This is a genomic window from Paraburkholderia sp. BL6669N2 (assembly GCF_003387275.1).
GTDB lineage: Bacteria > Pseudomonadota > Gammaproteobacteria > Burkholderiales > Burkholderiaceae > Paraburkholderia.
On the sequence record NZ_QUNA01000002.1, the window covers coordinates 1,218,764 to 1,243,627 of the forward strand.

Below are 24,864 nucleotides of genomic sequence, written 5' to 3' on the forward strand. Positions count from 1 at the left end.
ATCTACCAAGCAGAGCACTGACATGGCCGTGATCCGTTCCAATCGTCCTCTCGACTGGGCTCAGGTGGCAGCGGTTGCCGCCGGCGAGCCGCTCGAACTTTCCGCCGACGCCCGCGCGCGCATCGCGGCGGCGCGCGTGCTGGTCGAACAGATCGTCGAGCGCGGGATTCGCGCGTATGGCGTGAATACCGGCGTCGGCGCGCTGTGCGATGTCGTCGTCTCGCCGGGCGAGCAGCGCACGCTGTCGCGCAACATTCTGATGAGCCACGCGGTCGGCGTCGGCGCGCCGCTCGGCGCCGCCGAAACGCGCGCGGTCATGGCCGCGGCCGTCAACAACTTCGCGCACGGACATTCGGGGATTCGTCTCGAAGTCGCGGACCAACTGGTCGCGCTGCTCAACGCGGATTGCCTGCCGGAAGTGCCGGCGTTCGGCTCGGTCGGGTATCTGAGCCATATGGCGCATATCGCGCTGGTTTGCATCGGCGAGGGCTACGCGCGCTATCGCGGCGAGCGGATCAAAGGACGCGACGCGCTGCAGCGCCTCGGGCTCGAACCGCTCGTGCTCGAAGCCAAGGAAGGACTGAGTCTCGTCAACGGCACGCCGTGTGTCACGGGCCTCGCCGCGTTGGCGCTTTCGCGCGCCGAACGCCTGCTCGACTGGACCGATATGGTCGCCTCGATGAGCTTCGAGAATCTGCGCGGTCAGCTTGCCGCTTTCGACGAAGAGTCGCTGGCCTTGCGTATCTCGCCGGGCCTGAACCTGGTCGGCGGACGGATGCGCGCCGCACTGGCCGATAGCGGGATTCTCGCGGCGGTGGTCGGCCAACGCACGCAAGACCCGCTGAGCATGCGGACCATTCCGCACGTGCACGGCGCGGCGCGCGACGTGCTCACCGCGACCGCCGACGTGGTCAATCGCGAACTCGCGTCGATCACCGACAACCCGATCGTCGCCGGCACGCCGGAGGAGCCGCGCGTGTATTCGCAGGCGCACGCAGTGGGCGCCTCGATCGCGCTGGCCATGGACAGCCTCGCCACCGCGATCGCACAAGTCGCCGCAATGGCCGAGCGGCGCCTCGACCGTCTGGTCAATCCGCTGGTGAGCGGCCTGCCGGCGTTTCTCGCCGAGCCGGGCGGCACCTGTTCCGGCTTCATGATCGCGCAGTACACGGCGGCGTCGCTGGTCGCGCAGAACCGGCGGCTCGCGCTGCCTGCGAGTCTAGACGGCGGGATCACCTCGGCCTTGCAGGAAGATCATTTGTGCCATGCGACGCCCGCCGCGTTGAAGGCGCTGGAAATCATCGACAACGCCGGGCGCATCGTCGCGATCGAATTGCTGGCGGCCGCGCAAGCCTACGACCTGCAAAGTATCGACGCGCCACGCGCGCCGCACACCGGCGCGCTCTGGCAGCGCGTGCGTCGCGTCGTGCCGACTTACCGCGACGACCGTCCGCTCGCGGACGACATGAGCGTTGCCTTTCGCATGATCGCCGACGAGGCGCCGCCACCGTTGCCGAACCCTGGTAAGATTGGCCCCCGGCCGCTCAGGTCCGCCGGCGGCGCGGATCTGGCGACACCTGGCACGCTAGTGAATCTGGCGGCCGCGGGTCACGTGCGTGCGGCGGCGGGCGTCGCCGTCAACGACGGCCAGGCTGCCGCTCACATCGCATGACGCAGACGATGCCGGTGAGCGGGCTATCCGCCGGCAAACCGGCCATGGTGTACCAACCAGGTACAACCGGCGTACCACCCACGAGGTCGGAGTGAACACAACTACAAGCACGCGAACCGCGGAGATGCAGGGCCGCCCTGATCGCAGCCAGGAGACACCGGCGAAAGCCATGCCGGCCTATGAGCAGATCAAGCGCTATGTAATCAGGCGCATCAGCGAAGGGGACTGGAAACCCGGCGGACTGATTCCGTCGGAGACCGAACTGGTGAAGGAGTTCGGCGTCGCGCGCATGACCGTGTCGCGCGCGCTGCGCGAATTGACTACCGAACGCGTGCTCACGCGCGTGCAAGGTTCCGGCACGTTCGTCGCGCCGCAGCGCTACGAATCGACGGTGCTGGAAATCCGCAATATCGCCGACGAAATCGCCGCGCGCGGCCATCGCCATTCGGCACGCGTGCTGACGCTCGAACCGAGCGACGACCCGCAGGCGCTGGAAGCGCTCGGTCTCGCCAGCGGGCCGGCCTTTCATTCATGCATCGTGCACAGCGAGGAGGGCGAGCCGATCCAGTACGAGGACCGCTACGTCAACCCGAAGGTGTTCCCCGATTATCTCAACCAGGATTTCACGATCGAGACGCCGAATCACTACATGGTGCGGCTCGCGCCGATTCAGCGCGCCGAGTTTCGCATCTATGCGCAGAAGCCTGACGCCTATGTGCGCCGGCATCTGCTGATGGATATCGGCGAGCCGTGTCTGCAACTCTGGCGCCGCACGTGGGTGGGCGACGACGTGGCGACGTCGGTGCAGTTGTGGCATCCGGCGTCGCGTTTTCATTTGGCGGGGAACGTCTAACGCGATTCACACGCAACGCGTTTCACCCCTGGCGTTGCGACAACTCTGGCGAGAAGCGACAGCCGAGCCGGTAGCGCGACCCAGGGTGCACGAAACGCGCGAACGTGACCGCCACGCCGCTCGTCCACGTGCGGCGCATCAGCGTGAGACAGGGTTCCTCCGCGCGAATTTCAAGCAGTTCCGCTTCGGCGCGCGTGGGCAGACCGGCGTCGACCACGTGCTCGACGTCGTGCGCCGGTACGATCTCGAACAGATATTCCGACGGCCGCATCGCCGAAAAATCCTGCAGCAGAAAATCCGGCGCGATGGCCGGATTCACATAGCGATCCTCGAGTTGCACCGGCAAGCCGTTCTCGCGATGCACGCAAATCACATGAAATACCGAAGCGCCCGGCGCGAGGCCTAACGCATTCGACACCATCACGGACGCCGTCTCGCGTTGCGACAGGACCGTGTCGCAGCGGTATTCATGGCCTCGCGAGCGGATCTCGTCGCCGATATGGGCGATCATCAGCAGCGTGGATTGCGGCTTGCTTTGCGCGACAAAGGTGCCGACGCCCGAGACGCGCGTCACGAGTCCTTCTTCGGCAAGTTCGCGCAGCGCCCGATTGACCGTCATGCGCGACACGCCAAGCGTCGCGACCAGATCGAGTTCCGACGGCAGACGGTCGCCCGCGCGGCGCTCGCCCGATTCGATGATCTGCCGGATATGGCTCTTGACCTGTTCGTAGCGCGCGGCCGGCGCGTCGGCCGCGGCGCGCGCGGCTTTCAGCGCCGGCGCGGAAAGCGGCTTGTCGTGAGCGCGGCTGCGGACTGTGGAGGACATGGCGGCTCTTGCGTCAGTGTCCGCATGAGGCAGGAAGAAGCCGGCGGCGCGCGTTCATAGCGGCTGTGCGTCGTTGGGCCCACGCGTCCAGAATGCGTTGCGGTCGAAGTAGTTTTGCAGGAACTGCCGCAAGCGCGGTTGTCCCGCGTCGTGAAAGACATCGCGCGGTTTGCCTTGCACGGCGATCCGGCCTTGATCGATGAACATGACTTTGTCCGCGACCTGCGCGGCGAAGCCCATTTCGTGTGTGACCACCGCCATCGTCATGCCGTCGCGCGCGAGCTGTTTCATGACTTGCAGCACTTCGCCGACCAGTTCCGGATCGAGCGCCGAGGTGGGCTCGTCGAATAGCATGATGTGCGGCTCCATTGCCAGGGCTCGTGCGATCGCCACGCGCTGCTGCTGGCCGCCGGAAAGCTTGGCCGGATACGCGTCGCCCTTGTGCGCAAGGCCGACTGTTTCGAGCATCGCGTTGGCGCGGCGGCGTGCTTCGTCGCGCGACAGATGGCGCACACGCAGCAGCGATTCCATCACGTTGCCGAGCGCCGTCATATGCGGCCACAAGTTGAACTGCTGAAACACCATGCCGACGTTGCGCCGCACGCGATTGATTTCGCTTTGCGACGCGCGCACGCGTTTGCCGTTGCGCTCGCTGTAGCCGAGCAGTTCGCCTTCGATGCGCACGTCGCCCTGATCGTAGGTTTCGAGCGCGGCGAGACAGCGCAGCAGCGTGCTCTTGCCTGAGCCCGATGGCCCGATGATGCACACCACTTCCGAGCGCGCAATCTCGAGATCGACGCCGCGCAGCACTTCGACTTCGCCGAAGCGTTTGCGCAGGTCGCGCACTTCGATCAGCGGCGCGCCGGACGAAAGTCCGACGCTGGCGGACGACGCGGAGGAGGGCATGTCGGCGATAGCGTTCATAAGAGAGTCCTCTTTCCGTTTATGCCATGAAGCGCGCGATGCGTGTTTCGGCCCACATGCCCGCGCGCGAAGTCAGTTCGACCAGCGCGAGATAGCACACGCACAGCACCAGCAGCGTTTCGACGAAAGCAAACGTGGCCGAGCCGATGCCGGTCAGCACGAACGTGAGTTCGGGCACGGTGACGATGGACAGCACGGCCGTTTCCTTGCTCAACACGATAATCAGATTGGTCAGCGCGGGCACGATCAGCACGAGCATTTGCGGCACCTGAATGCGCAGGACCGCTTGCCAGCGTGTGAGGCCGAGACACGACGCCGCTTCGAGATGACCCGGTGGCACCGATTGAAAGCCGGAGCGAAAGGCTTCGGCGAAATACGCGCTTCCGTAGAGGCCCAAACCGAGCACGCCGGCGGTCATCGGTTCGAGCGTGAGGCCGAAAGACGGGCCGCCGTAATACAGCAAAAAGAGTTGCACGAGAAACGGCGTGCCGCGAAACAGCTCGATATAGACGCGCAACACGCCGCGCACCCAGCGTCCGCAAAAGAGTTGCAGCACGGCGATCAGAAAGCCGATCAGGATGCCGATCGCGACACCCGCCGCCCACGTGCCGAGCGTCGTGGCGAGGCCCGCGGCGATCGGCTGCAGGTTGTGGGTGATGACGGCGGGATCGAGCGTTTGCATGGCGTGATGTCGATGTCGGGCTCAGGCGTGCTGCAAGCGGTATTCGGCGGCGTGCGCGACGAGGGCGAGCGCGCCGCAGATCACGAAGTAGATCAGCCCGGCCGCAACGTACGCTTCCAGCGGACGATACGTGCTGGCCGCAATGTTCTGCGCGGTGCGCGTCAACTCGGCCACGCCCACCACCGAGATCAGCGACGAAGCCTTGATGAGCAGCACCATTTCATTGACGAGCGAGGGCAGCGTCAACCGGAACGCTTGCGGCACGAGAATGCGGCGCAGCATGTCGAACGGCGAAAGCCCGAGCATGCGCGCGGCTTCGAGATGGCCTGGCGGAACACTGAGAAAACCGCCGCGCAGGATCTCGGCGATATACGAGGCGGAGCATAACGACACAGCGCTGAGCGCCGCCACGATCGGCGACACGTTGATGCCCGCGAACGGCAACAGGTAATAGACGAGCAGCAGCTGCACCAGCATCGGCACGCCGCGAAAGAAAAATACATAGGCGCCGCCGAACATGCGCGCCGCGCGGTTCGGCGAGAGGCGCGCCGCGCACACGCCGATCGCGACGAAGAAGCCGATCAGGAGACCCGTCAGCGAAATGCCGATGGTGGCGAGCGCCGCGTGCAGCAGCAGCGGCATGCCCTGGAGAAAGACGGTCGTGCTGAACATAAGCGTCGCACTCGTTGGAACGGGGAGGGCGATGCGGGGCGTTGAGACGTCCGCATCGCGTGCATCAGGACATGTGTATCGACATCAGAGCGTCGATCAATAGTTCGGTGTGGGCATGGTGGTCGGCGCATCCATCGCGACGCCGAACCATTTCTTCTGCAACGTGGCGAGACGTCCGTCGTTATGCATTTTCACGAGCGCGGCGTTGAACGCATCGGCGAGCGGTTTGCTGTCCGCGTCTTTACGCAGACAGTAGGCGAAGTACACCTTCGCGCCGAACGGCGGCTGCACCACGGCGAAGGTTTCCGGGCGCTGCTTGGCCACGTACGCGATGTTGGTCATGGAGTTCGCGACCGCCGCGATCCGGCCGGCGGCAAGATCGGCGTAAGCCTGATTGTTGTCGACGTATTCGCGGATTTCAGGCGGCTTGGGCAGCGTGGCGACGTAGGCTTTCAACTGGTCGAGTTGCGCCGAGCCCTTGCCCGCGCCGACCGTCTTGCCGGCGATATCCGACGATTGTTTGACGGAGGCATCGTTCGCGCGTTTGAGCAGCGCGTCGGTGGCGTCCGCGACGGGCAGCGTGTACGTATAGCGCTCCATGCGCGCCTTGGTGACGGTGAGCGGGCCGCCCACCATGTCGAACTTGCCGGCTTCGAGACCCGGCAGCACGCTCGGCCACGGCAAGTCGATAAAGCGCACCTTTACGCCCATTTCCTTGCCGACTTCGGCGAACAGGTCCTTGTTGAAACCGGCCTGCTGACCGTTTTCGAGGAAGTCGAAGGGCGCGAACTGCATCTCGGTGCCGACCACCAGTTCGCCGGCTTTCTTCACTTTGGCGAGCTGGTCTTCCGCGTGGGCGGTGACGCTTGCCGCGCACAACGCCAGCATGACCAAACGACACTTCCAGCCTGCAAGGATGCTCATGAGATTCTCCGGTTGGCAAAGCGGTGTCGCGCGAAAGTGCTGCATGAAACGAGTCCGGTGCGAACTCGGCGCGAGTCATGCGAGGCAGTATATACCGCAGTTTTCGCACGAAATAAATAAACAGGCGAGTAGAGAGAAGCCCTTACGCGAAGCGCTGCGAAGCACCTTGCAGGTGTGCTTTTGGCGGTATATACAACTGCAATGCACGAGACGGGAAGGCGTCTTCCCGCCGACGATTGAACCGCCATTTTCATCAGCCGATTCAGCCGATTCGGCCGATTGAGCCGCCCACCCAGGAGCAGCACGATGCCCGTGACCCGCATTCCGATCATCGATCTCGCCAGCGTTCGCGCGGGTGACCCGCAAGCTTTGCAGCGCGTGGCGCAAGAAATCCGTGAAGCGTGCACAACGATCGGCTTCTTCTACATAGTCAATCACGGCGTGCCGCAAGCCTCGATCGACGCCGCCGCGCAAGCGGCGCGGCGCTTCTTCGCGTTTCCGGTCGAGACCAAGCGGCGCGCGGCGGTCAATCAGCGGCATCGCGGTTTCAATGCGCTCGGCGACGCGACCATGTATCAGGCCAAACGTCCCGACTACAAGGAGTTCTTCAGCATCGGCCTCGAATTGCCGGAAGACGACCCCGACGTGCTGGCCGGCCAGGCGCTGCGCGGGCCGAACAACTGGCCGGACTTCATGCCGGAGCTGCGTCCCGCGCTGTATGGCTACTACGAGGCGGTCGCGGCATGCGGCGCCGATCTGCTGCGCGCGGTGGCGGTGAGCCTCGGCGTCGACGAACACTTCTTCGCGCCGCGTTACACCAAACGGATGCAGCGCACCCAGATGGTCTACTATCCGCCGCAGCCGCCCCAATCGGACGACGATCAGTTCGGCGTCGCGCCGCATACCGACTACGGCTGCATCACGCTGTTGTGGCAGGATCAGGTGGGCGGCCTGCAGGTGCGAGAAATTGCAAACGATACTTGGGTGGACGCGCCGCCGGTCGATGGCAGCTTCGTGGTCAACGTTGGCGATCTGCTGGCGCGCTGGACCAACGACCGCTTCCGCTCCACCTTGCATCGTGTGATCAATGCATCGGGGCGCGAGCGCTATTCGATTGCGACGTTTTATGATCCGACTTACGGCGCGCTGGTCGATCCGCGTGATCTCGGCACCAGCGACGCCGATCTCAAGTATCAGCCGGTCGCCGCGGGCCACTATATTCTCGGGCGTATCAACGACTCGATGGGTTATCGGAAGAAACACGCCGTTCAAGGCGCGCAAGGAACCACCGCATGACAGACAACAGCACGGCGAATCAAGCCGCGCCGCTTTCGGTGACACTCGACGCGCTGCGCGCCGCGCTCGGTGAAGACAGCGTACGCGTGGGCGAGCAGATCGGCGAACACGCCATGACGGACTGGACGCGCCATCAACCGACGCGACCCGCCGCCCTGCTGCTGCCGCGCACCACGGAAGAGGTCTCGCGCGCGCTCGCCATCTGCCACGCGGCTCATCAGCCGGTGGTGCCGCAAGGCGGCATGACCGGCCTCGCGGGCGGCGCGATTGCGCGCGCGACGGATATTGCGTTGTCGCTCGAACGGCTCGTCGGTGTGGAGGAGGTCGATAGTGCGTCGGCCACACTGACCGTGCGCGCCGGCACCACGTTGCAAACCGCGCAGGAAGCCGCCGCTGAGGCCGGCTTCGAACTCGCGCTCGATCTCGGCGCGCGCGGGTCCTGCCAGATCGGCGGCAATCTCGCGACCAACGCGGGCGGCAACCGGGTGATCCAGTCGGGCACCGCACGCGATCAGGTGCTCGGTCTTGAGGTCGTGTTAGCCAATGGCGACGTGCTGACGTCGCTCGGCAAGATGGTCAAGAACAACACCGGCTATGACCTGAAGCACTGGTTCATCGGCTCGGAGGGCACGCTCGGTGTGATCACGCGCGCGGTATTGCGATTGCAGCCGCAACGCGCGGCGCGCCATACGGCGCTGGTCGCGCTCGACGGCTACGATGCCGCCGTGAGCCTGCTGCGCCGTTTGACGACACGCTTCGGCAACGATATCGGCGCGTTCGAAATCATGTGGCCGGACTTCTACGACTTCGGCGTGAAGCTGACCGCCACGCGCTCGCCATTCGCCGACGCGCATCCGCTCTATGCACTGATCGAACACGCCAGCTTCGATTCGGCCGACGACGGCGAGCGTTTCTCCGCCGCGCTGACCGAAGCGCTCGACGCGGGTGCGATCCGTGACGCGGTGATCGCGCAGTCGGTGGCCGACGTGCGCGCGCTATGGGCGATTCGCGAATGCACCGCGGAGTTTCCGGTGCGGCTCGATGCGATCAACTTCGACGTGAGCCTGCCGATCGGCGAGATCGGCGTCTTCGTGGACCGCTGCCGTGCGGCGCTCCATCAGCGCTGGCCGGGCAACGAGTCGTATTTCTTCGGGCATATCGGCGATTCGAATCTGCATGTGACCGTGGACGGCCATTCGATTCCCGGCGTCGATCATCATGCGGTGTACGCGTTTGTCTATGACATGCTCGGACCGCTGCACGGTTCGGTGTCGGCGGAACACGGTATTGGTTTGCTCAAGCGCGAGTTCCTGCCGATCTCGCGCTCGCCGGCGGAATTGGCGGCAATGGCGGCGATCAAACATGCGCTCGACCCGCACGGCATTCTGAATCCGGGCAAGCTGTTCTGAGCGACACGAAAGGACGGCGCGCAAGACCTGCACGCGCCTTTCATGTACCGCCAACGTGCTGCGTCAATGCGCGTCCAGATACTTCACGATCACGGGGTAGACGTCCACAGCGGCATTCTTCCCGAAGATGCAGTCGATATGCCCATAGCCGGGAATGATGGTCCGCTCGTAGGGCTGCTCGGGAAATTGCTTGACCAGCATTTCATAGGTGAGTTGCGTACTGATCGGCAGATAGGTTTCGTTTTTATCGCCGTGGATAAACCCGATCGGCCGGCGCATGCCCTCCAGTCCTTTCATGCCGTCGGTGCCCGTGAGATAGACATCCTTGCCTTCGGCATCGACCACCTTGTGTGCTCTCACCATCGTGGCCAGATGCTTGAATACGCCGACGTCGTGCACACCGAGAATTTCCTGCAGGTTCGAGTGCAGCGTCTGGTTCAACTGCTCATGTTCGTAGAGCAGGCCATACAGGAAGGTGGCGCGATGGCAGATCGGATTGCCGCAACCTTCCTTGTGATTGAGCGGGTAGAACTTGAGCGCTTCGTCGAGCAGGTTCTGCGGCCACGACTTGTGCTCCGTATAGGCGGTGACGTCGAGCAGGCCGAGATGTTCCATGAAGTCGGGAATATGCAGGCCGGCCTTGATCTTCTCCAGCGTGCCCGGCACCGGATGCGCCGACACCTGCGAAATGAATACCGAGCGCACGCCCTCGAGTCCATACAGCAGCGACATGGTCAGCGCCACGCCGCCCATGCAATGCCCGAGCGCCTGAATCTCCGGCACGCCGGTCAATTCGCGGATTTTGGCGACCGCAGACGGAATGTCCTCGCGCGCCACCTTGTCGACGTTGGTCGGCACGAACACGCTCGGCATTTCGATGCTGACGCGCAGATCCACGAGCCACACGTCGTAGCCGGCGGCGAACAGATACTCGACCATGTTGGTCGCAATCAGGTCGGTGGAGTAGATGCGGCTCGATACGCCCGAGCCGTGAATCAGCAGCACCGGACGCGCCGCTTTGCGCGCGGGGTCGTGATAGCGGGTGAGCCTGAGCTTCGTGCCGTCGGGCGTATCGAAGAAAACGATTTGCGGCGCCGGTGCGCGTAATGCGCGCTTCAGACGCGGCTCCGCTTTCGGGTCGAAATACTGCAAGGGCGCGGCCACGCCGCCGTATTCGGTGAACAGCACGCCCGCGAAAAACTTGCCGAACTTCAGGGTCCATTCGAGGCGCGTCTTCAGATCGGGCGCGTGGGTGACTTCGAGCGTGCGCTGCTGCTTGAGGAAATTTTCCGGCGTGATGATCAGCGTGGCCTTGCCGAGCAGCGGCGCATCGGCTTGCGCCGACTCGCGGACCTCCGCATAGAGCGTGTTGGTCTGCTCCCACAGATTGATCGGCGAAGTGCGCGTGATGATCTTCTTGCCGCTCAGGAAGTACGTCTTGCCTTCGGTGGCGTTGAGCGTCATGCGGTAATTCATGTTGCGCTCGTCCACATCCGATTCGTTGACCACGAACAGATTGAAGGTGCCGTTGGAGATCGTCATCGGCTGCGCGGAGAGCGCGGGGCAGGTCAGCGTGCCGGCCGTTTGCGCCAGATGCTGCGGATTGCTGATCATGTCGGCGAGGTCTTCCGATTCGACGGTCAGCGTGAACTCCATCGGGCTCGCGGCTGCTTCGCCTGCCACGACCGGCGTATAGGTGCCGACCATCGTCTCGGTGAAGTGCAGGCCGATCTTTTGCGGCGAGGAGGGCGTCAATGACGAGGACGCGGCCTCGGGCGTCGGCGGAGGCGGCAAGGTCGGCGTAGCGGCGGCACCTTCAGCCGGCGCTGCGTTCAGCGGATGCGTGGCGAGCAGCAACTCGCAATTGCGTTCGGCCAGCGCGGAAATCGTCAGGAGCGGATTGACGCCGAGCGACATCGGCATGACGGCGCCGTCCATCACGTACAGGCCGTCGTGCACCGCGTTGCCCGTGGCGCCGCTGAACACGCGGCCCATGTGATCGACCACGCCGTGCTCCGCATCTTCGCCCATGCCGCAGCCGCCGAGCGGGTGCACCGTGACGGTGCGGTTGCCGAGAATATCGGTGGAAATCGGATTGCGCATGTACTTGCCGCCGAGCGGCACGGTCGCCTGCTTGAGCACCTCTTCGACTGCCTGGAAGATCGGCTGCTTGCCAGCGTTCTCCCACACGATGCGCGGCTGGCCTTTGTCGTCCACGTCGATCTCGCCGTTTTCGTCGTCGTGCGCCATGACGAGATAGCTTTGCGTGTGATGCAGCGCGCCGTGATACGGGCCGCGCAGAAAGCTGGTGGCCACGCGGGCGTCGTAAGCAAGTTGTTCCTCGAAAGAGCGCGGCGCGACATCGACGCCTTCTATCGGCGCGGCGGCGCCGAGCAGGCCGACCAGCGCCGCGCCCACCGGACCGGCGAGCGAGCCTTCTTCGACCACATAGCCGTCTCTGACGTTAGGCGTGCCGCGATGATCGATGAGGCCGGTGATCGTCGGCCCGACCGGAGGAATCTCGCCCTTTTCATGCGCACCCCAGCCGACGCCGTTGATCACCGGCTCGGTGTTGTAGGCGAAGGCGAGCACGTCGCCATTGCCGGTGAAATGTTTGCCGAGCATGTTGGAGACGCTCAAGCCCTGCTTGCGCGAGCGCAGCAGCAAGGCGGTCGAGCCGATCGTGCCGGCCGACACGATGACGATATCGGCACTCACGAACAGATCGGGCGCGCCAAAGCTTTCGCGGCCGAGGCTCACCAGCTGATAACCCACGATCCATTTCCCCGTGGCCGCGTCGCGCAGCACCGAATGGACGGCGGTGCCCGTGAAAATCTGCGCGCCGTGCGCGACGGCGTCGGGCAGATAGTTCATGTGCGTCGAATTCTTCGCGTCGTAATTGCAGCCGGAATTGCAGTCGCCGCAGCCGACGCAAGCCTTCTGCTCGACGCCCGCGGCATTCGTGCGGTCCTCGAAGGTGACGGTGATCTCGGGACGCGAGAACTGGTCTTCCATGCCGAGCGCCTGCGCCGACTTTTCGAGTGCCTGCAGTTTCGGCAAGGCCGGATAGCTCAGCGGCACCGGGGACGGTTGCAGCATCGCTCGCGCTTCCGCGTACCCTTTGTCGCGTCCAGTCTTGTCGGCTCGCAACGCGGCCGGCCAGCGCGGGTCGTCCCACAGGCGCGGGTCGGCTTCGAGCGCGACGTTCGCGTTGATCAGCGAGGTGCCGCCGAGACCGCAGCCCACTACCGCGTTTACATCGTCGTTCACATGCACTTCGAGCAGCGCCAGCGGTGAGCCGATATGCGCCAGCGCCGTGTTGTATTGCACTTCTTCGGTGCCCTGAAACGGCGTGCGGGGAAATTCACCGGCCATGAATTCGCGTCCGCGTTCAAGCACGCACACGCGGCGCCCGGCGCGCGCCATACGGCTCGCGGCGATCCCGCCGCCATAGCCGGAACCCACCACAACCACGTCGTAATGCGATTGGATTGCAGTCACGACGCTCGATAAGCGGTTCATCACGACCACCTCGTCTGGAATGGAATGCGGGGAAAGACAACCAGGACTTCGGAAGCAAGACGGCGTGCGGCGACAGCTTTTTTATCGTAGGCGGTGCGCGCTCACAAAAAAAGGCGCATCGTAGGTGGCGCGCGGGCCGGCTGTGCCGCGTCCGGGACGTCGTGAGAGGGTGCCGCAGCCCCGCGGGCGCACGGCCGCGTGCTATTACGCGGCCGCTTCATTCATTTCGCTGTCGCTCGATTCGGCGGCGAGCAGGTTCAGCGCGAGCAGGATCGCCGGGCGATTGTCGACGTCGATCTCGATGCCGAGCGCGTCCGTGAGCCAGCGGCCGATCTTCGTGTTCGAAAAATCCTCCGCGCCAGCCGTCTTCTTCATGGTGACGCCGAGCTTGACGGCGCGATAGTGATACGAGGGCACACGATGCTGCGCTGCGACTGCCGACAAACCGCCTTTGCCTTCCGAGCACCAGCCGAGGCTGCCGGCCAGCACGATCCGCTCCGGTTCGTCGAGGCTTTCGATAAAGGCGCGCGCCGAGAACCGCACGCGCTGTTCGTCGAGGCCGTATTGCAGCAGCACGCTTTCCACCGGATCTTCCAGCGCCTGCGCGTGCAGATCGATTTCCTGCGCCATGCCGTCGTTTTCCATCGATACGTTGCGCTGATGGCCGGCGCTGCGCAGGCAGTCGATCAGGTAGCGGCGGAAATACGCGCACAATGCGTAGCCGTTGGACGGCGCGCTGTCGGCGCAGGCGTGGGTTTCGGTGTGGCCGGGCGCGAGACGCAGCACCTTCGCGTAAATGAACTGGGCGACCAGTTCTTCCTTGTCCTCGCCGAGCGCCTGCAGTTCGAGCGGGTGATAGGTCCGCAAAGCCCGCTTGACCAGTTCGACCATCGACACCATTTCGTCGCCGGACAACCGGGTGCGCCGGCGCCACAAATCCGGCAGGATTGCATCGTCGAGATTGCGGACGAATTCGTGGCTCGGAACTGCTCCCATGAAAACCTCCATAAGGGGAAAGGCAAGGAGCGCGGTGAGCCTGAACTGCAGGCGGGGTGTGGATGTTGAAGCTTTGAGGCCGCGCTGGAATGTGAAGCCAGTATGGTTTCCAGCGGCGGCTTCGCCTATATGGATTAAGTGGTAGCTGATGGGTAAACTGCCGGGTAAACCATCCGGCAAAGTGCATCTTATTCGTCTGAAGTAAAACGGGGCTTGCACCGGAATATTGCATCGCACTGCGGCCACGCAGTTGCATCGCAGACGTAGAGCCACGCCGTATCCGAAGTGTCCGATGCGGTTTGCGCCGCTTGCGTCGCCGCGCTTCGATCCATATAACCGAATTTGCCGAGTCCGAGGAGACCGCGTGATGCGGGCCGACCCGATCCAGCGTGCCATCGACGAAGACCTGGTGCGCGTGCTATACGCGCAAGATCCGATCGCTTTCTTTTCGCACTGGTTTTCGATCGCGGTGCTGGTGTCGATTTACTGGCCGAACATACCGTCGCCGCCGCTCTTTATCGCGTGCTTCGGTTTCTATGCCGCGGCCAATTGCGCGAGCCTCGCGCTGTGGCTCGTCAACCGCCGTTACCCGCAGCTCGTCTCGCCGCGCGGCTGGATCGTGCTTCACGCGGTGCGCGGCATGCTGCTCTACAGCGGGCCGGGCATCGCGGTGTGGTTCGCGTTCCAGAGCCCGCAGTCCGACCTGCCGCTGCTGCACACGGTCATGCTCGTCACGCTGGCCGCCGGCGTGTTCATGTCGAACGGCTTCGACCTGCTGAATTTCTCGACCTCGATTCCGTTTCTGCTGTTTCCGTCGATCGTCATGCATTTCGGCACGCATACGTTCGACCGCACGCTGCTCGCCATCGTCCTCGCGTTTTTCTTCTGCGCGATCAACGTCTACGCGCTGAGTTATCGCAAGCTGTTCCAGCAGGTCGTGCAGGCGCGTGTCGATCAGCAGTATCTGGCGGAATCGCTGGCCGCGCAAAAACGGGTCGCCGAAGAAGCGAGTCTTGCCAAGACGCGCTTTTTTGCGGCCGCCAGCCACGACTTGCGCCAGCCGCTGCATGCGATCGGCCTGCTCGCGGCCTCGCTGAACGACGCGGCGGCGACGCCCGTGCAGCACGCGAAAACCGCCGAGCACATCGTCTACAACGTCGAGGCATTGAACCAGTTGTTCAACCAGGTGCTCGACTTGGCGCGGCTCGAAAGCGGCGTGACCCAGGTGATCCGGCTGCATTTCCGGCTGTCCGAACTGTTCGAGCGGGTCGGCAGCCAGTACCGTCCGCAGGCGGCCGCCAAAGGGCTGGCGTTGCGCATCGCACCGACCTCGATGGTGGTGCACGACGATCCGGTGCTGCTCGAACGCGTGCTGAGCAATCTGCTGTCGAACGCGGTGCGCTACACCGAAGACGGCGCGATCTGGCTGGGCTTGCGCCGCGCGGGGCGGCAGACGGGCGGCTTTATCGAAGTGCGCGACTCGGGCATCGGTATTCCCGCGGAGGAGCACGCGCGCATCTTCGAGGAGTTCTATCAGGTCGCCAATCCGCAACGCGACGCGCGCCAAGGGCACGGCCTCGGCTTGCCGACGGTGAAGCGGCTGGTCGAAATGCTCGGCGGCGAGTTGCAACTGCGCTCGGCGCCGGGCCGCGGGTCGGTGTTCCGCTTTCCGGTGCAGGCGGGCGACCCCGGCGGCATCGTGGCGAGCCTGAACGAAGCCGTGGCCGGCGGTCCGTCGGCCCAAGGGCGGCACGTGCTGTGCATCGACGACGATCCGTCGATTCTCGAAGGCCTCGTCAGTCTGCTGGGCCGCTGGGGTTGCAGCGTGCTCGGCGCGCGCGACGAAGCCAATGCGCTCGCGGCGCTCGAAGGCGGCTTCGTGCCGGATGCCGTGCTGTGCGACTACCAGTTGGCGAATCACCGGACCGGTGCGCAGGCGCTCACGGCCGTGCGCAACGTGCTCGCGCGCGCGGGGCACGACAATGTGGTGACGCTGCTGATCACGGGCGACATGGCGTCGGCCGAACTGGCGGCGCTCGCCTTGCAGGGGATTCCGGTACTTCATAAACCGGTCACGCCGGCGCGCTTGCGGCGCACGCTGGAAATGCTGTGGCAGCAGGCCGAACTGGACAAGGGGCGGGCAGCCGCGGCGCTGGCATTACGCGTGGGGCAAACGGGACCAGAAGCGGGAAATGAAGCGAGCGGCCAGGTGATGCATGGCGCGACGGCGGCTGCTGGGAGCGCGGCGCAAGCGGACGCGAGAATGGGATCGAAGAGCGAGCCGCAAAGCACTCTAACCCAAAGCATCCAGTCGCAAAGCGAACCGCAGAAGTAGAGGCGAATCGGGAAGGAGAGGCCGGGGCAAGAGGACGGGCGAACCGCAAAAGTAAAGGCGCGCCTGCTGCACAGGGCGGCGCGCCCGCCGCCCGCCGCCAATCTCGTGCTACAGGGTTTTCCCAGCTTCCAGCCAGCCATTGATGACGGCGATCGCCGTCGACCGGTTATGCACACCGAGTGCCCGGAAGATCACCGACAAATGCACCTTCACCGTGCCTTCCGCAACGCCCAGATCGCGCGCGATCATCTTGTTGGTCCAGCCACGATGCACGAGCCGCATGATGTCCTGCTGACGCGGCGACAGATTCTCCAGCAGATGCTGCTGGTGCGGCTGCAACGCCTGGATTTGCGTCAGTGGTTCGGTGAGCGTGGCGCCGCCCTGGCTGGGTGCGTGCGCGCCGACGGGAGCCGCATGCTGCGGCGCCGGTTCGGCGAGCGCTTCGGCACGCGCGGGCGCGGCCTGTGCGTCGCGCGAGCCCAGCAGGCTGAGCGCTTCCATCGGCACATAGGCGCCGCCTGAGAGCACCAGTTCGATCGCCTTGAGCATGACGCTGGCGGGCTGGCGCTTCGGCACGAAACCGAGCGCGCCGGCGGCCAGCACGGCGCGCATTTCGTCGGGCGATTCTTCGGCGGAGAGAACGACGAGCGGGAGCGCCGGATTCGCCTTCAACAGCACTTCGAGCGATGAAGCGCCGCTCATGCCGGGCATATGCAGATCGACAATGGCGAGATCGTGATCGGCGTCGGGACGCGCGAGCAGGGCAAGCGTCTCCCAGTTGTCGGCTTCGTCGAACTGGGCGTCGGGATCGAGGCCGCGCAGCATGCCTTTGACACCTTGCCGGATCAGTTCATGGTCGTCGGCTACAAGAAACTTCATGATGTCTCCGCGAGTCGGGCCTGCCCGATGTGGGCTACCGCCGTTATAGGGTCTCGTTTTACTTCTAGCCTCGTGAATCGCATCATTGCCGCCCACCCCGCGATCATATGCCTGATCGGTGGCGCGGCGCACCTTCCGGCGGCCGCTTATATAACCGTATATTCGTTAAATCGCCGATTGGTCCGATGCGCCACATGATCTGTAAGGCAGGTCTCCCGCGCATAGGTTCCGGCTTGCATGGTAGACGAGCGGAACGGCCCTTTTTTGAAGGCATCCATCAAGGATTCCGAAGGTTATGCGCGCCGGATCGAAGCGTGCGGAAGCAGTCTCTATTTGACTGCAAATAACGTCGCATTCATCAGAATCTTGAATGCGAATCCGAGCGACATCGCCGAGCCCACGCCGAAGCACCACAGCGCGATAAACCAGAGCCAGCCGGGCAGTTTGCGCGCCGTTGCCGCGGCTGCTGTCGATGCGCCGTGAGTCGCGCCGGAGTCCGCCTGCTTAGTGATAGTGATGTTGGTCGCCATGACGCACCTTGCCGCGAAATACCCAATAACCCATCGTCGTGTAGGCAATGATGATCGGTAGAATTACCGCCGCCCCGGCCAGCGTGAACATCTGGCTCGAGCGCGGCGCGGCCGCTTCCCACAGCGTCATGCTCGACGGAATCGCATACGGCCACAAGCTCACCAGCAGCCCCGCGTAGCCGAGCAGCACTAGCAGCAGTGCGAGCGCGAACGGCGTGTTGTGATGCCGCTCGCGCACCGCGCGATGCATGAGGAATGCCGCGACCGCCACGAGGAACGGCACCGGCAGCAGACGGTAGAACAGGCCGTCGTGGAACCAGCGTTGCGCGATATTCGGATCCTGCAGCGGCGTCCACAGGCTGACCATCGCGACGAAGCCGAGCAACACGACGGTCAGCGGCCAGACCACGCGATGCAGCCGGCGTTGCAGATCGCCTTCGGTCTTCGCCACCAGCCAGCAGCAGCCGAGCAGCGCATAGGTGACCACGAGTCCGAGGCCCGTGAGCAGGCTGAACGGCGTGAGCCAGCCGAAGGCGTCGCCGGCATATGCGCCGTCGATCACGGGGATGCCTTGCAGGAACGCGCCCAGCGCAATGCCCTGAAAGAACGTCGCACCCGCCGAGCCGCCGATGAACGCCAGATCCCACAAATGCTTCGTACGATTCGCCTTGGCGCGAATCTCGAACGACACGCCGCGAAAGATCAGACACACGAGCATGAAGATCAGCGGCAGATACAGCGCGGACAGCACGGTCGAATAGACCGCGGGAAACACGGCGAACAGACCCGCGCCGCCGAGCACGAGCCAGGTTTCGTTGCCGTCCCACACCGGCGCGACGGTGTTCATCATCAGGTCGCGTTCCTTTTCATCGGGGAAGAACGGGAAGACGATGCCGATGCCCAGATCGAAGCCGTCCAGCACCACATACATGAAAAGGCCCAGCGCGATGATCGCGGCCCACACTACGGTTACGTCCATGTTTTTTCTCTATCGCAAGTAGCTGATGCAGCAGGGTGGGTCAGGCGGCGTCGATCATGTGATCGGCGGCGGAGAGTGGGCGGCGCGCGGTCTCGTTTGGCGAGCGCTCCGGCGCGTCGTGTGGCGTGTGACCGGGCAGCGCCGGACCCGCGCGCATCAGCTTGAGCATGTAGTAGACGCCGGTGCCGAACACGAGGAAATACACGATCACGAAAGTCATCAGCGAAATGCCGACCTGCTGCGTGGTGAGCGGCGAGACGGCCTGCGAGGTGCGCATCACGCCGTACACGACCCACGGCTGGCGGCCCGCTTCGGTGGTGACCCAGCCGGCCAGCAGCGTGATGAAACCCGTCGGTCCCATTGCCACGGCAACGCGCTGGAACCACTTCGATTCGAACAGACGTCCGCGGCGGCGCAGCACCCACGCGGCTACCGACATCACGATCATCAGCACGCCGAGGCCGGCCATGATGCGAAAGCTCCAGAACACCACCGTCGAGTTGGGCCGGTCTTGCGGTGGAAATTCCTTGAGACCGCGAATTTCGCCGTCCCAGCTATGCGTGAGGATCAGGCTGCCGAGATGCGGAATCGACACGGCGTAGCGCGTGGTTTCCGCCTGCATGTCGGGAATGCCGAACAGGTTCAGCGCGGTGCCGCCTTTTTCGGTGTCCCACAGACCTTCGATCGCCGCGATCTTGGCGGGCTGATATTTGCGCGTGTTCAACCCATGCTGATCGCCGACGAACGCCTGGATCGGCGTGAGAATCAGCAGCAGCCAGAGCGCCATCGAGAACATTTTCTTGACGGCCGGATCGCGCCGTCCGCGCAGCAGATGCCACGCGCCGACCGCCGACACCACCAGCGCCGCGACGATGAACGCCGCGAGCGCCATATGCGCGAGCCGGTACGGGAACGACGGATTGAAAACGATCTTGAACCAGTCGAGCGGCACGACGCGGCCGTTGACGACTTCGAAGCCTTGCGGCGTTTGCATCCAGCTATTGGAGGCGAGAATCCAGAAGGTCGAAATCAGCGTGCCGACCGCCACCATCAGCGTTGCGCCGAAGTGCGCGCGCGGACTCACGCGCTGCCAGCCGAACAGCATGATGCCGAGGAATCCCGCTTCGAGGAAGAACGCGGTCATCACTTCGTACATCAACAGAGGGCCGGTGACGGGGCCGGCGAAACTGGAGAAGCCCGACCAGTTGGTGCCGAACTGATAGCTCATCACGACGCCGGAAACCACGCCCATGCCGAAGGCCACGGCGAAGATCTTCGACCAGAACAGGCAAAGGTCTTTGTAGTACGCCTTGCGGGTTTTCAGCCAGCGCCATTCGAGGACGGCGATGAAGCTGGCGAGGCCGATGCTGAGCGCCGGAAAAACGATGTGGAAAGAGACGGTGAACGCAAACTGGATGCGGGCAAGATCGAATGCCGATAGAGCGGAGTTCATGAGCGTGACGTACTTGAAGTGCGTGGGGTCCGTGAGGGCGGACTACGCGCGTCGACCGTTGTCGGTGCGCACTGCGCTGGGCAGATGGCGCAAGAGTAGGGGATGGTCGAGTTTCGTGCTGCGACGCGACGTGCGTCAAAAAACCGCCTTGTTTTATGGTGATTTTCTTTTTTGGAACGGCAAACCGTTGATGAATATCAAGTTTTTGTGATCGCATCGCTGAGCCCGATGCGGGCGGTTGGTCACTTTGGCTGCGCAACTGCGGCAATCGACCGCGCTGCAGCATTGTCGCGCGGCGCGTTCTACGCTCTGACGCGGCTGCGTGTTTCCCGCGGCAGCCACGACTTTGCTCGGCGATCCGATCGGCAAGGCGATATTCGGCAATTGGGATTCGCTCGTCATCAACCGACAATCGCTCCGTCCGAACCGACTTTCCATGCGCGCGGCGGCTAGCCATCAAGCCCGATTGCCCATACCATGAAGGCAGCCAGACGGCAGCTTTTTTTCAAAACAGCGCATGCTAGTTGCGCGTGCACACCGTATAGCCAGTCCGTATTTTTTCCCGTTATCCGCTTCGAATAGTCATAGCCGACGTACCTACCAGCCGAATGGCCCGGCGCGTCGCGAATCCGTCATCCAGATGTGGTGCAGGGCATGTCGTGCCTCAATGGGCGTCGTGTCGCGCGCCGCGAGAATGCTTCGAGAAGCCACGCATCATCCACCTGCCGGCAACGGCAGACTTCAACTAAAGGAGTCAGCAGATGAGCACGATCAAGACGAAAGACGGTACGAGCATTTTCTACAAGGACTGGGGCAAGGGCCGCCCGGTCGTCTTTTCGCACGGCTGGCCGTTGAGCGCGGACGCCTGGGACGCGCAGATGCTGTTTCTCGGCAGCAAGGGCTTTCGCGTGATCGCGCATGACCGGCGCGGGCACGGCCGCTCGGAGCAGACGTGGGAAGGCAACGACATGGACACCTACGCCGACGACCTCGCGGCGCTGATCGAACACCTCGATCTGCAGGAGGCCACGCTCGTCGGCCATTCGACAGGCGGCGGCGAAGTCGCGCATTACATCGGCCGGCATGGCACGCAACGCATCGCGAAGGCCGTGCTGATCGGCGCGGTGCCGCCGTTGATGCTGAAGACCGGGAGCAATCCGAACGGCACGCCGATCGACGTGTTCGACGGCATCCGCAAAGGCGTGGAAGACGACCGCTCGCAGTTCTTCAAGGATCTCGCGCTGCCGTTCTACGGCTACAACCGTCCGGGCGCGAAGGTGTCGCAAGGCGTGATCGATTCATTCTGGGTCCAGGGCATGGCCGGCTCGATCAAGGGGCTGTACGACTGCATCAAGCAGTTCTCCGAAGTCGACTACACCGAAGACCTGAAGAAGATCGACGTGCCGACCCTGGTGCTGCACGGCGACGACGACCAGATCGTGCCGATCGATGCGGCCGGCCGTCTGACTGCGAAGATCGTGAAGAACGCCACGCTGAAGGTCTATCCGGGTGGCCAGCACGGCATGTGCACCGTCGAGGCCGCCAAGGTGAACGGCGACCTGCTGGAGTTCATCGGGTCGTGATGCGGTGCTGCGGTGATTTGTATTGATGCCGCGGGTGCGGCGGGTCGCGGGCAGGCACGCGCGCCCGGTCGCACTCAAGCCTGAACCGCGGGCCTTCGCGCCTGCGGTTCGAGCGGCTTCAGGCGGTCGGCCAGCCGATCCGCGCGGCTCGTTGCAACGACGAGCGCACGACCAGCCGGTGGAACGGCGCGATCGCGAGAATATAGAAACGGCCGAGTCGATTGTGGCAATGCACGACGGTCGACAGGATCAGATAGCGCGAACTGCCTTCGCGCGTGCTGCGGGTCTGGTGCAGCACTGAAACCCGGAAGTCGAGATGACGGTCGTTTTCGCCGAGAATGATCTCGTGCGCGCTTCGCGTGTAGATCCTGAAGATGTCGAGGCGCTCCCTTGCGGCAGCCGGATCCTTGATGCTGCGTAACTGCCTCGCAGTCTTCAAGCCGGCACGCGCGACGATCGCATCGCGCACGCTCATCAGCTTAGCGACCCATCCCGCCTGATGCGTGAACACGAAGCGCGCGAGCAATTCCGGATCGCCGATGGCGTTCTCGGGCAAGCGGACGGCGTATGCGTCGGCCAGGTCCGGCGCGTCGTAGAAACGCGCGACGCCTGATTCAGCCGGCACGGCAACGGGTTGCACTGGACAGTGGGCGGTGAGCATGGTGACGTGCGGCGCTAAATGATGAATCGAAGAGGGGCGGCGCGCCGGGTCATGGCGGCAGGTCGGCTGAAACGGGAGCGCATCAAGTCTACGCGATTGTGGGCGTCTGCGCGGAGCGGCCGGCGCGGTTGTTCACGTCGTGCATCTGCGTAAAAAAGTCGTCTTAGTTATGCGATGTCACATAAATAATCGGAGTGCATTTGTTTGTTTGATAGGGGGAAGTTAGGTGCTAGCGGGTCCGAATAAGGGTAAGTGCCTAATTGAAATCCGACCTGGCATCGCCGATAGTACGTTATCGTACAACTAACGCTCAACCGGCAGACACTGCCGTGATGACAGAAGCGAGTGCTGTACCCAAGTTCGATCGCGCGCGGCGCAGGAAAGGAAGCTTATGAAGAAGATTGCTCTCAGTGGAGCCGGCGGCCAGCTAGGCTCGGTGGTACGCGCCGCGTTGGTCGCGCGCGGCACGCCGTTGCGTTCGGCGGCGGGCTCGAAGGCCCTTGTGCCGCTCGTGGATGGCGAGGACGTGATGCACGGCGACCTGCGCGATCCGGCTGTCGTGGATCGTCTGCTGCAAGGCGTCGACGTCCTGATCCATTTCGCGGGGACGAGCGTGGAGCGTCCGCTGCCCGAGATCATCGAAAACAATCTGCGCGGACTCGTCGAAGTGTACGAAGGCGCGCGCCGGCAAGGTGTGAAGCGCATCGTGTTCGCGAGTTCCAATCACGCGATCGGCATGTACCCGGTCACTGAGCATCTGAGCCTCGACTGCGAACTGCGCCCGGACGGTTTCTACGGACTGAGCAAAGTGTGGGGCGAAGCGCTCGCCAGAATGTATTGGGACAAGCACGGCATCGAGAGTGTTTGCGTGCGCATCGGCAGTTGTCTCGAGCGGCCGACCGAGCCTCGGCACCTGAGCACCTGGTTCGGTCATCGCGATCTGCTGCATTTCCTCGATCGTTGCGTCGAAGCGGAGAACGTCGGCTTCCTGACCATCTGGGGCGTGTCGGCCAACACACGCAGCTGGTGGGACAACAGCGGCGCCGAACGTCTGGGCTATCAGCCGACGCAGGATGCCGAGGTCTACGCCGAAGAAATTCTTGCGCGTCCGAATCCGCTCGACGCGCTGGGTCAGCGCTTCCAGGGCGGCAGCTTCGTGGGTATCGATTATTCGCGCGATGACACCGCACCGGACGGCTCGGCCGCTTCCGCCACGCGGCCTGTTTAAGCCGTTCAGGATTACGAGGAGACGCAGCAATGAAAATCAAGGGCATCCGCTGGTGGATGGTCGGTCTGGTCGCGGCCGGGCTCATTATCAATTACCTCGCGCGCAATACGCTGTCAGTCGCGGCGCCGACGTTGATGAAAGACCTCCACATCACTACCGAGCAGTATGCGCACGTGGTCGTGGCGTGGCAGCTTTGCTATGCATTCATGCAGCCGGTCGCGGGCTTCCTGCTTGACACGGTCGGCACCAAGATCGGCTTCGCGGCGTTCGCGCTCGCCTGGTCGCTGGCATGCGCCGCGGCGGCGTGGTCGACGGGCTGGCGCAGCCTTGCGTTCTTCCGCGGGCTGCTCGGCATTGCCGAGGCGGCCGGCATTCCGGCCGGCGTCAAGGCGACGAGCGAGTGGTTCCCGGCCAAGGAGCGCTCGGTCGCGATCGGCTGGTTCAACATCGGCTCGTCGATCGGCGCGTTGCTGGCGCCGCCGCTGGTGGTGTGGGCGTTGCTGCACGGCGAATGGCAGTTGGCCTTTGTGATCGTCGGCGTGGCCGGGATCGTGTGGAGCGTGGTGTGGATGGTGCTCTACAAACATCCGCGCAATCAGAAGCTGCTGGGCGATGCTGAACGCGATTACATTCTGAGCGGCCAGGAGACGAAGCACAGCGACGCAGGCGCGACCAGGCGCAACTGGCTCGCCATGCTCGGCAGCCGCGACTTCTGGGCGATCGGCATTCCGCGCATTCTGTCCGAGCCGGCCTGGCAGACCTTCAACGCGTGGATTCCGCTGTACATGATGACCGAGCGTCACATGAATCTGAAAGAAGTCGCGCTATATGCATGGATGCCTTTTCTCGCAGCAGACATCGGCTGCGTGCTGGGCGGCTACCTCAGCCCGCTGTTTCATAAGTACGCGAAGGTGTCGCTGTTCACGTCGCGGAAAATGGTGTTCGTGGTCGGCGCGCTGTTCATGATTGGACCGGCCTGTGTCGGCCTCGTGGCCAGTCCGTATGTGGCGGTGGCGCTGCTGTGCGTCGGCGGGTTCGCGCATCAGACCTTGTCGGGTGCGTTGTACGCGATTACGTCGGACATGTTCGGCAAGAACGAAGTCGCGACCGCGACCGGCATGGGCGGCATGGCGGGCTACCTGGGCGCGGCTGCGTTCACGGCGCTGTTTGGCGTGCTGGTTACGCAGGTCGGCTACAGCCCGCTGTTCGTGGTGCTGGCGGTGTTCGACATCATCGCGGCTGCGGTTGTGTGTCTGCTGGCGAAGAGCGCCGACAAGATGCCCGAGCCGCGCTGGACGCCGGTGAGTGCTGTGGCCAAGTGAGGCGCGTTAAGTGACGATGAATTCCGGACGCTGATCGAGCGAATCGGGAAATGAAAATGGCGGCGCTTTCGGGCGTCGCCATTTTTTTGCTCTTGTTCACTGCGTTGTTTCAGTCATC

General features: G+C 63.8%; 21 protein-coding genes. 9 read left to right on the top strand and 12 right to left on the bottom strand.

Annotation, left to right across the window (positions count from 1 at the left end; genetic code table 11):
* The first annotated feature begins 22 nt into the window (after nucleotides 1-22).
* Nucleotides 23-1,672: a histidine ammonia-lyase gene (hutH, locus tag B0G80_RS28030; RefSeq protein ID WP_116121275.1), complete on the top strand. Its 1,650-nt coding sequence runs from the start codon at nucleotides 23-25 to the stop codon at nucleotides 1,670-1,672.
* Nucleotides 1,673-1,796: 124 nt separating this feature from the next.
* Nucleotides 1,797-2,525 (top strand): histidine utilization repressor, encoded by a 729-nt coding sequence (gene hutC / locus B0G80_RS28035; protein WP_181196532.1) that lies wholly within the window; start codon nucleotides 1,797-1,799, stop codon nucleotides 2,523-2,525.
* Nucleotides 2,526-2,547: 22 nt separating this feature from the next.
* On the opposite strand, the gene hutC (B0G80_RS28040) is transcribed toward hutC (B0G80_RS28035), so the two are convergent.
* From hutC (B0G80_RS28040) to B0G80_RS28060, 5 genes are all read right to left on the bottom strand, one after another.
* Nucleotides 2,548-3,351, bottom strand: coding sequence for a histidine utilization repressor (gene hutC / locus B0G80_RS28040; protein ID WP_116121276.1), 804 nt, complete (start codon nucleotides 3,349-3,351; stop codon nucleotides 2,548-2,550).
* A gap of 54 nt (nucleotides 3,352-3,405) precedes the next feature.
* Nucleotides 3,406-4,275, bottom strand: a complete 870-nt coding sequence (locus tag B0G80_RS28045) for an amino acid ABC transporter ATP-binding protein (RefSeq protein WP_116121277.1) — start codon at nucleotides 4,273-4,275, stop codon at nucleotides 3,406-3,408.
* A gap of 19 nt (nucleotides 4,276-4,294) precedes the next feature.
* A complete protein-coding gene (locus B0G80_RS28050) occupies nucleotides 4,295-4,957 on the bottom strand; it encodes an amino acid ABC transporter permease (protein ID WP_106280542.1) in 663 nt (220 codons plus the stop codon).
* 21 nt (nucleotides 4,958-4,978) lie between these two features.
* Entirely contained in the window at nucleotides 4,979-5,629 is a 651-nt protein-coding gene (locus B0G80_RS28055) for an amino acid ABC transporter permease (protein ID WP_116121278.1), read from the bottom strand.
* Between the two features lie 96 nt (nucleotides 5,630-5,725).
* The gene (locus B0G80_RS28060; RefSeq protein ID WP_116121279.1) at nucleotides 5,726-6,553 is read right to left on the bottom strand and encodes a transporter substrate-binding domain-containing protein; all 828 of its coding nucleotides are present in this window, start codon (nucleotides 6,551-6,553) and stop codon (nucleotides 5,726-5,728) included.
* Nucleotides 6,554-6,859: 306 nt separating this feature from the next.
* Between B0G80_RS28060 and B0G80_RS28065 the strand changes: the two genes are divergently transcribed.
* Nucleotides 6,860-7,849: an isopenicillin N synthase family oxygenase gene (locus tag B0G80_RS28065; RefSeq protein WP_116121280.1), complete on the top strand. Its 990-nt coding sequence runs from the start codon at nucleotides 6,860-6,862 to the stop codon at nucleotides 7,847-7,849.
* A complete protein-coding gene (locus B0G80_RS28070; RefSeq protein WP_116121281.1) occupies nucleotides 7,846-9,258 on the top strand; it encodes an FAD-binding oxidoreductase in 1,413 nt (470 codons plus the stop codon). Before B0G80_RS28065 ends, B0G80_RS28070 begins: the two co-directional genes overlap by 4 nt.
* A gap of 63 nt (nucleotides 9,259-9,321) precedes the next feature.
* Here the strand turns inward: B0G80_RS28070 and B0G80_RS28075 are convergent, their stop codons facing one another.
* A complete protein-coding gene (locus tag B0G80_RS28075; RefSeq protein ID WP_116121282.1) occupies nucleotides 9,322-12,780 on the bottom strand; it encodes an alpha/beta fold hydrolase in 3,459 nt (1,152 codons plus the stop codon).
* A gap of 204 nt (nucleotides 12,781-12,984) precedes the next feature.
* Nucleotides 12,985-13,776, bottom strand: coding sequence for a hypothetical protein (locus B0G80_RS28080; protein WP_116121283.1), 792 nt, complete (start codon nucleotides 13,774-13,776; stop codon nucleotides 12,985-12,987).
* Nucleotides 13,777-14,143: 367 nt separating this feature from the next.
* Here B0G80_RS28080 and B0G80_RS28085 point away from each other — a divergent pair, with 367 nt between their 5' ends.
* On the top strand, nucleotides 14,144-16,111 hold the full coding sequence (locus B0G80_RS28085; protein ID WP_116121284.1) for a hybrid sensor histidine kinase/response regulator: 1,968 nt from the start codon (nucleotides 14,144-14,146) through the stop codon (nucleotides 16,109-16,111).
* Nucleotides 16,112-16,219: 108 nt separating this feature from the next.
* Here the strand turns inward: B0G80_RS28085 and B0G80_RS28090 are convergent, their stop codons facing one another.
* The 4 genes from B0G80_RS28090 to B0G80_RS28105 form a co-directional block, all read right to left on the bottom strand.
* Nucleotides 16,220-16,990 carry a response regulator transcription factor gene (locus B0G80_RS28090; protein ID WP_116121285.1) on the bottom strand — a complete coding sequence of 257 codons (771 nt, stop codon included), beginning with the start codon at nucleotides 16,988-16,990 and terminating at the stop codon, nucleotides 16,220-16,222.
* Between the two features lie 329 nt (nucleotides 16,991-17,319).
* Nucleotides 17,320-17,520: a hypothetical protein gene (locus tag B0G80_RS28095; RefSeq protein WP_116121286.1), complete on the bottom strand. Its 201-nt coding sequence runs from the start codon at nucleotides 17,518-17,520 to the stop codon at nucleotides 17,320-17,322.
* Nucleotides 17,495-18,499, bottom strand: coding sequence for a cytochrome d ubiquinol oxidase subunit II (gene cydB / locus B0G80_RS28100; protein ID WP_116121287.1), 1,005 nt, complete (start codon nucleotides 18,497-18,499; stop codon nucleotides 17,495-17,497). The genes B0G80_RS28095 and cydB overlap by 26 nt, the downstream gene beginning before the upstream one ends.
* 40 nt (nucleotides 18,500-18,539) lie before the next feature.
* A complete protein-coding gene (locus B0G80_RS28105; protein ID WP_116121288.1) occupies nucleotides 18,540-19,952 on the bottom strand; it encodes a cytochrome ubiquinol oxidase subunit I in 1,413 nt (470 codons plus the stop codon).
* A gap of 171 nt (nucleotides 19,953-20,123) precedes the next feature.
* On the opposite strand from B0G80_RS28105, the gene B0G80_RS28115 reads away from it, so the two are divergent.
* Nucleotides 20,124-20,405: a hypothetical protein gene (locus tag B0G80_RS28115; protein WP_147309926.1), complete on the top strand. Its 282-nt coding sequence runs from the start codon at nucleotides 20,124-20,126 to the stop codon at nucleotides 20,403-20,405.
* A gap of 308 nt (nucleotides 20,406-20,713) precedes the next feature.
* On the top strand, nucleotides 20,714-21,535 hold the full coding sequence (locus B0G80_RS28120; RefSeq protein WP_116121291.1) for an alpha/beta fold hydrolase: 822 nt from the start codon (nucleotides 20,714-20,716) through the stop codon (nucleotides 21,533-21,535).
* Between the two features lie 118 nt (nucleotides 21,536-21,653).
* Here the strand turns inward: B0G80_RS28120 and B0G80_RS28125 are convergent, their stop codons facing one another.
* Nucleotides 21,654-22,196: a DUF2867 domain-containing protein gene (locus B0G80_RS28125; protein ID WP_116121292.1), complete on the bottom strand. Its 543-nt coding sequence runs from the start codon at nucleotides 22,194-22,196 to the stop codon at nucleotides 21,654-21,656.
* A 391-nt stretch (nucleotides 22,197-22,587) separates the two neighbouring features.
* On the opposite strand from B0G80_RS28125, the gene B0G80_RS28130 reads away from it, so the two are divergent.
* Nucleotides 22,588-23,424, top strand: coding sequence for an NAD(P)-dependent oxidoreductase (locus B0G80_RS28130; RefSeq protein WP_116121293.1), 837 nt, complete (start codon nucleotides 22,588-22,590; stop codon nucleotides 23,422-23,424).
* A 29-nt stretch (nucleotides 23,425-23,453) separates the two neighbouring features.
* Nucleotides 23,454-24,746, top strand: coding sequence for an MFS transporter (locus B0G80_RS28135; protein ID WP_116121294.1), 1,293 nt, complete (start codon nucleotides 23,454-23,456; stop codon nucleotides 24,744-24,746).
* The last annotated feature ends 118 nt before the right edge of the window (nucleotides 24,747-24,864 follow it).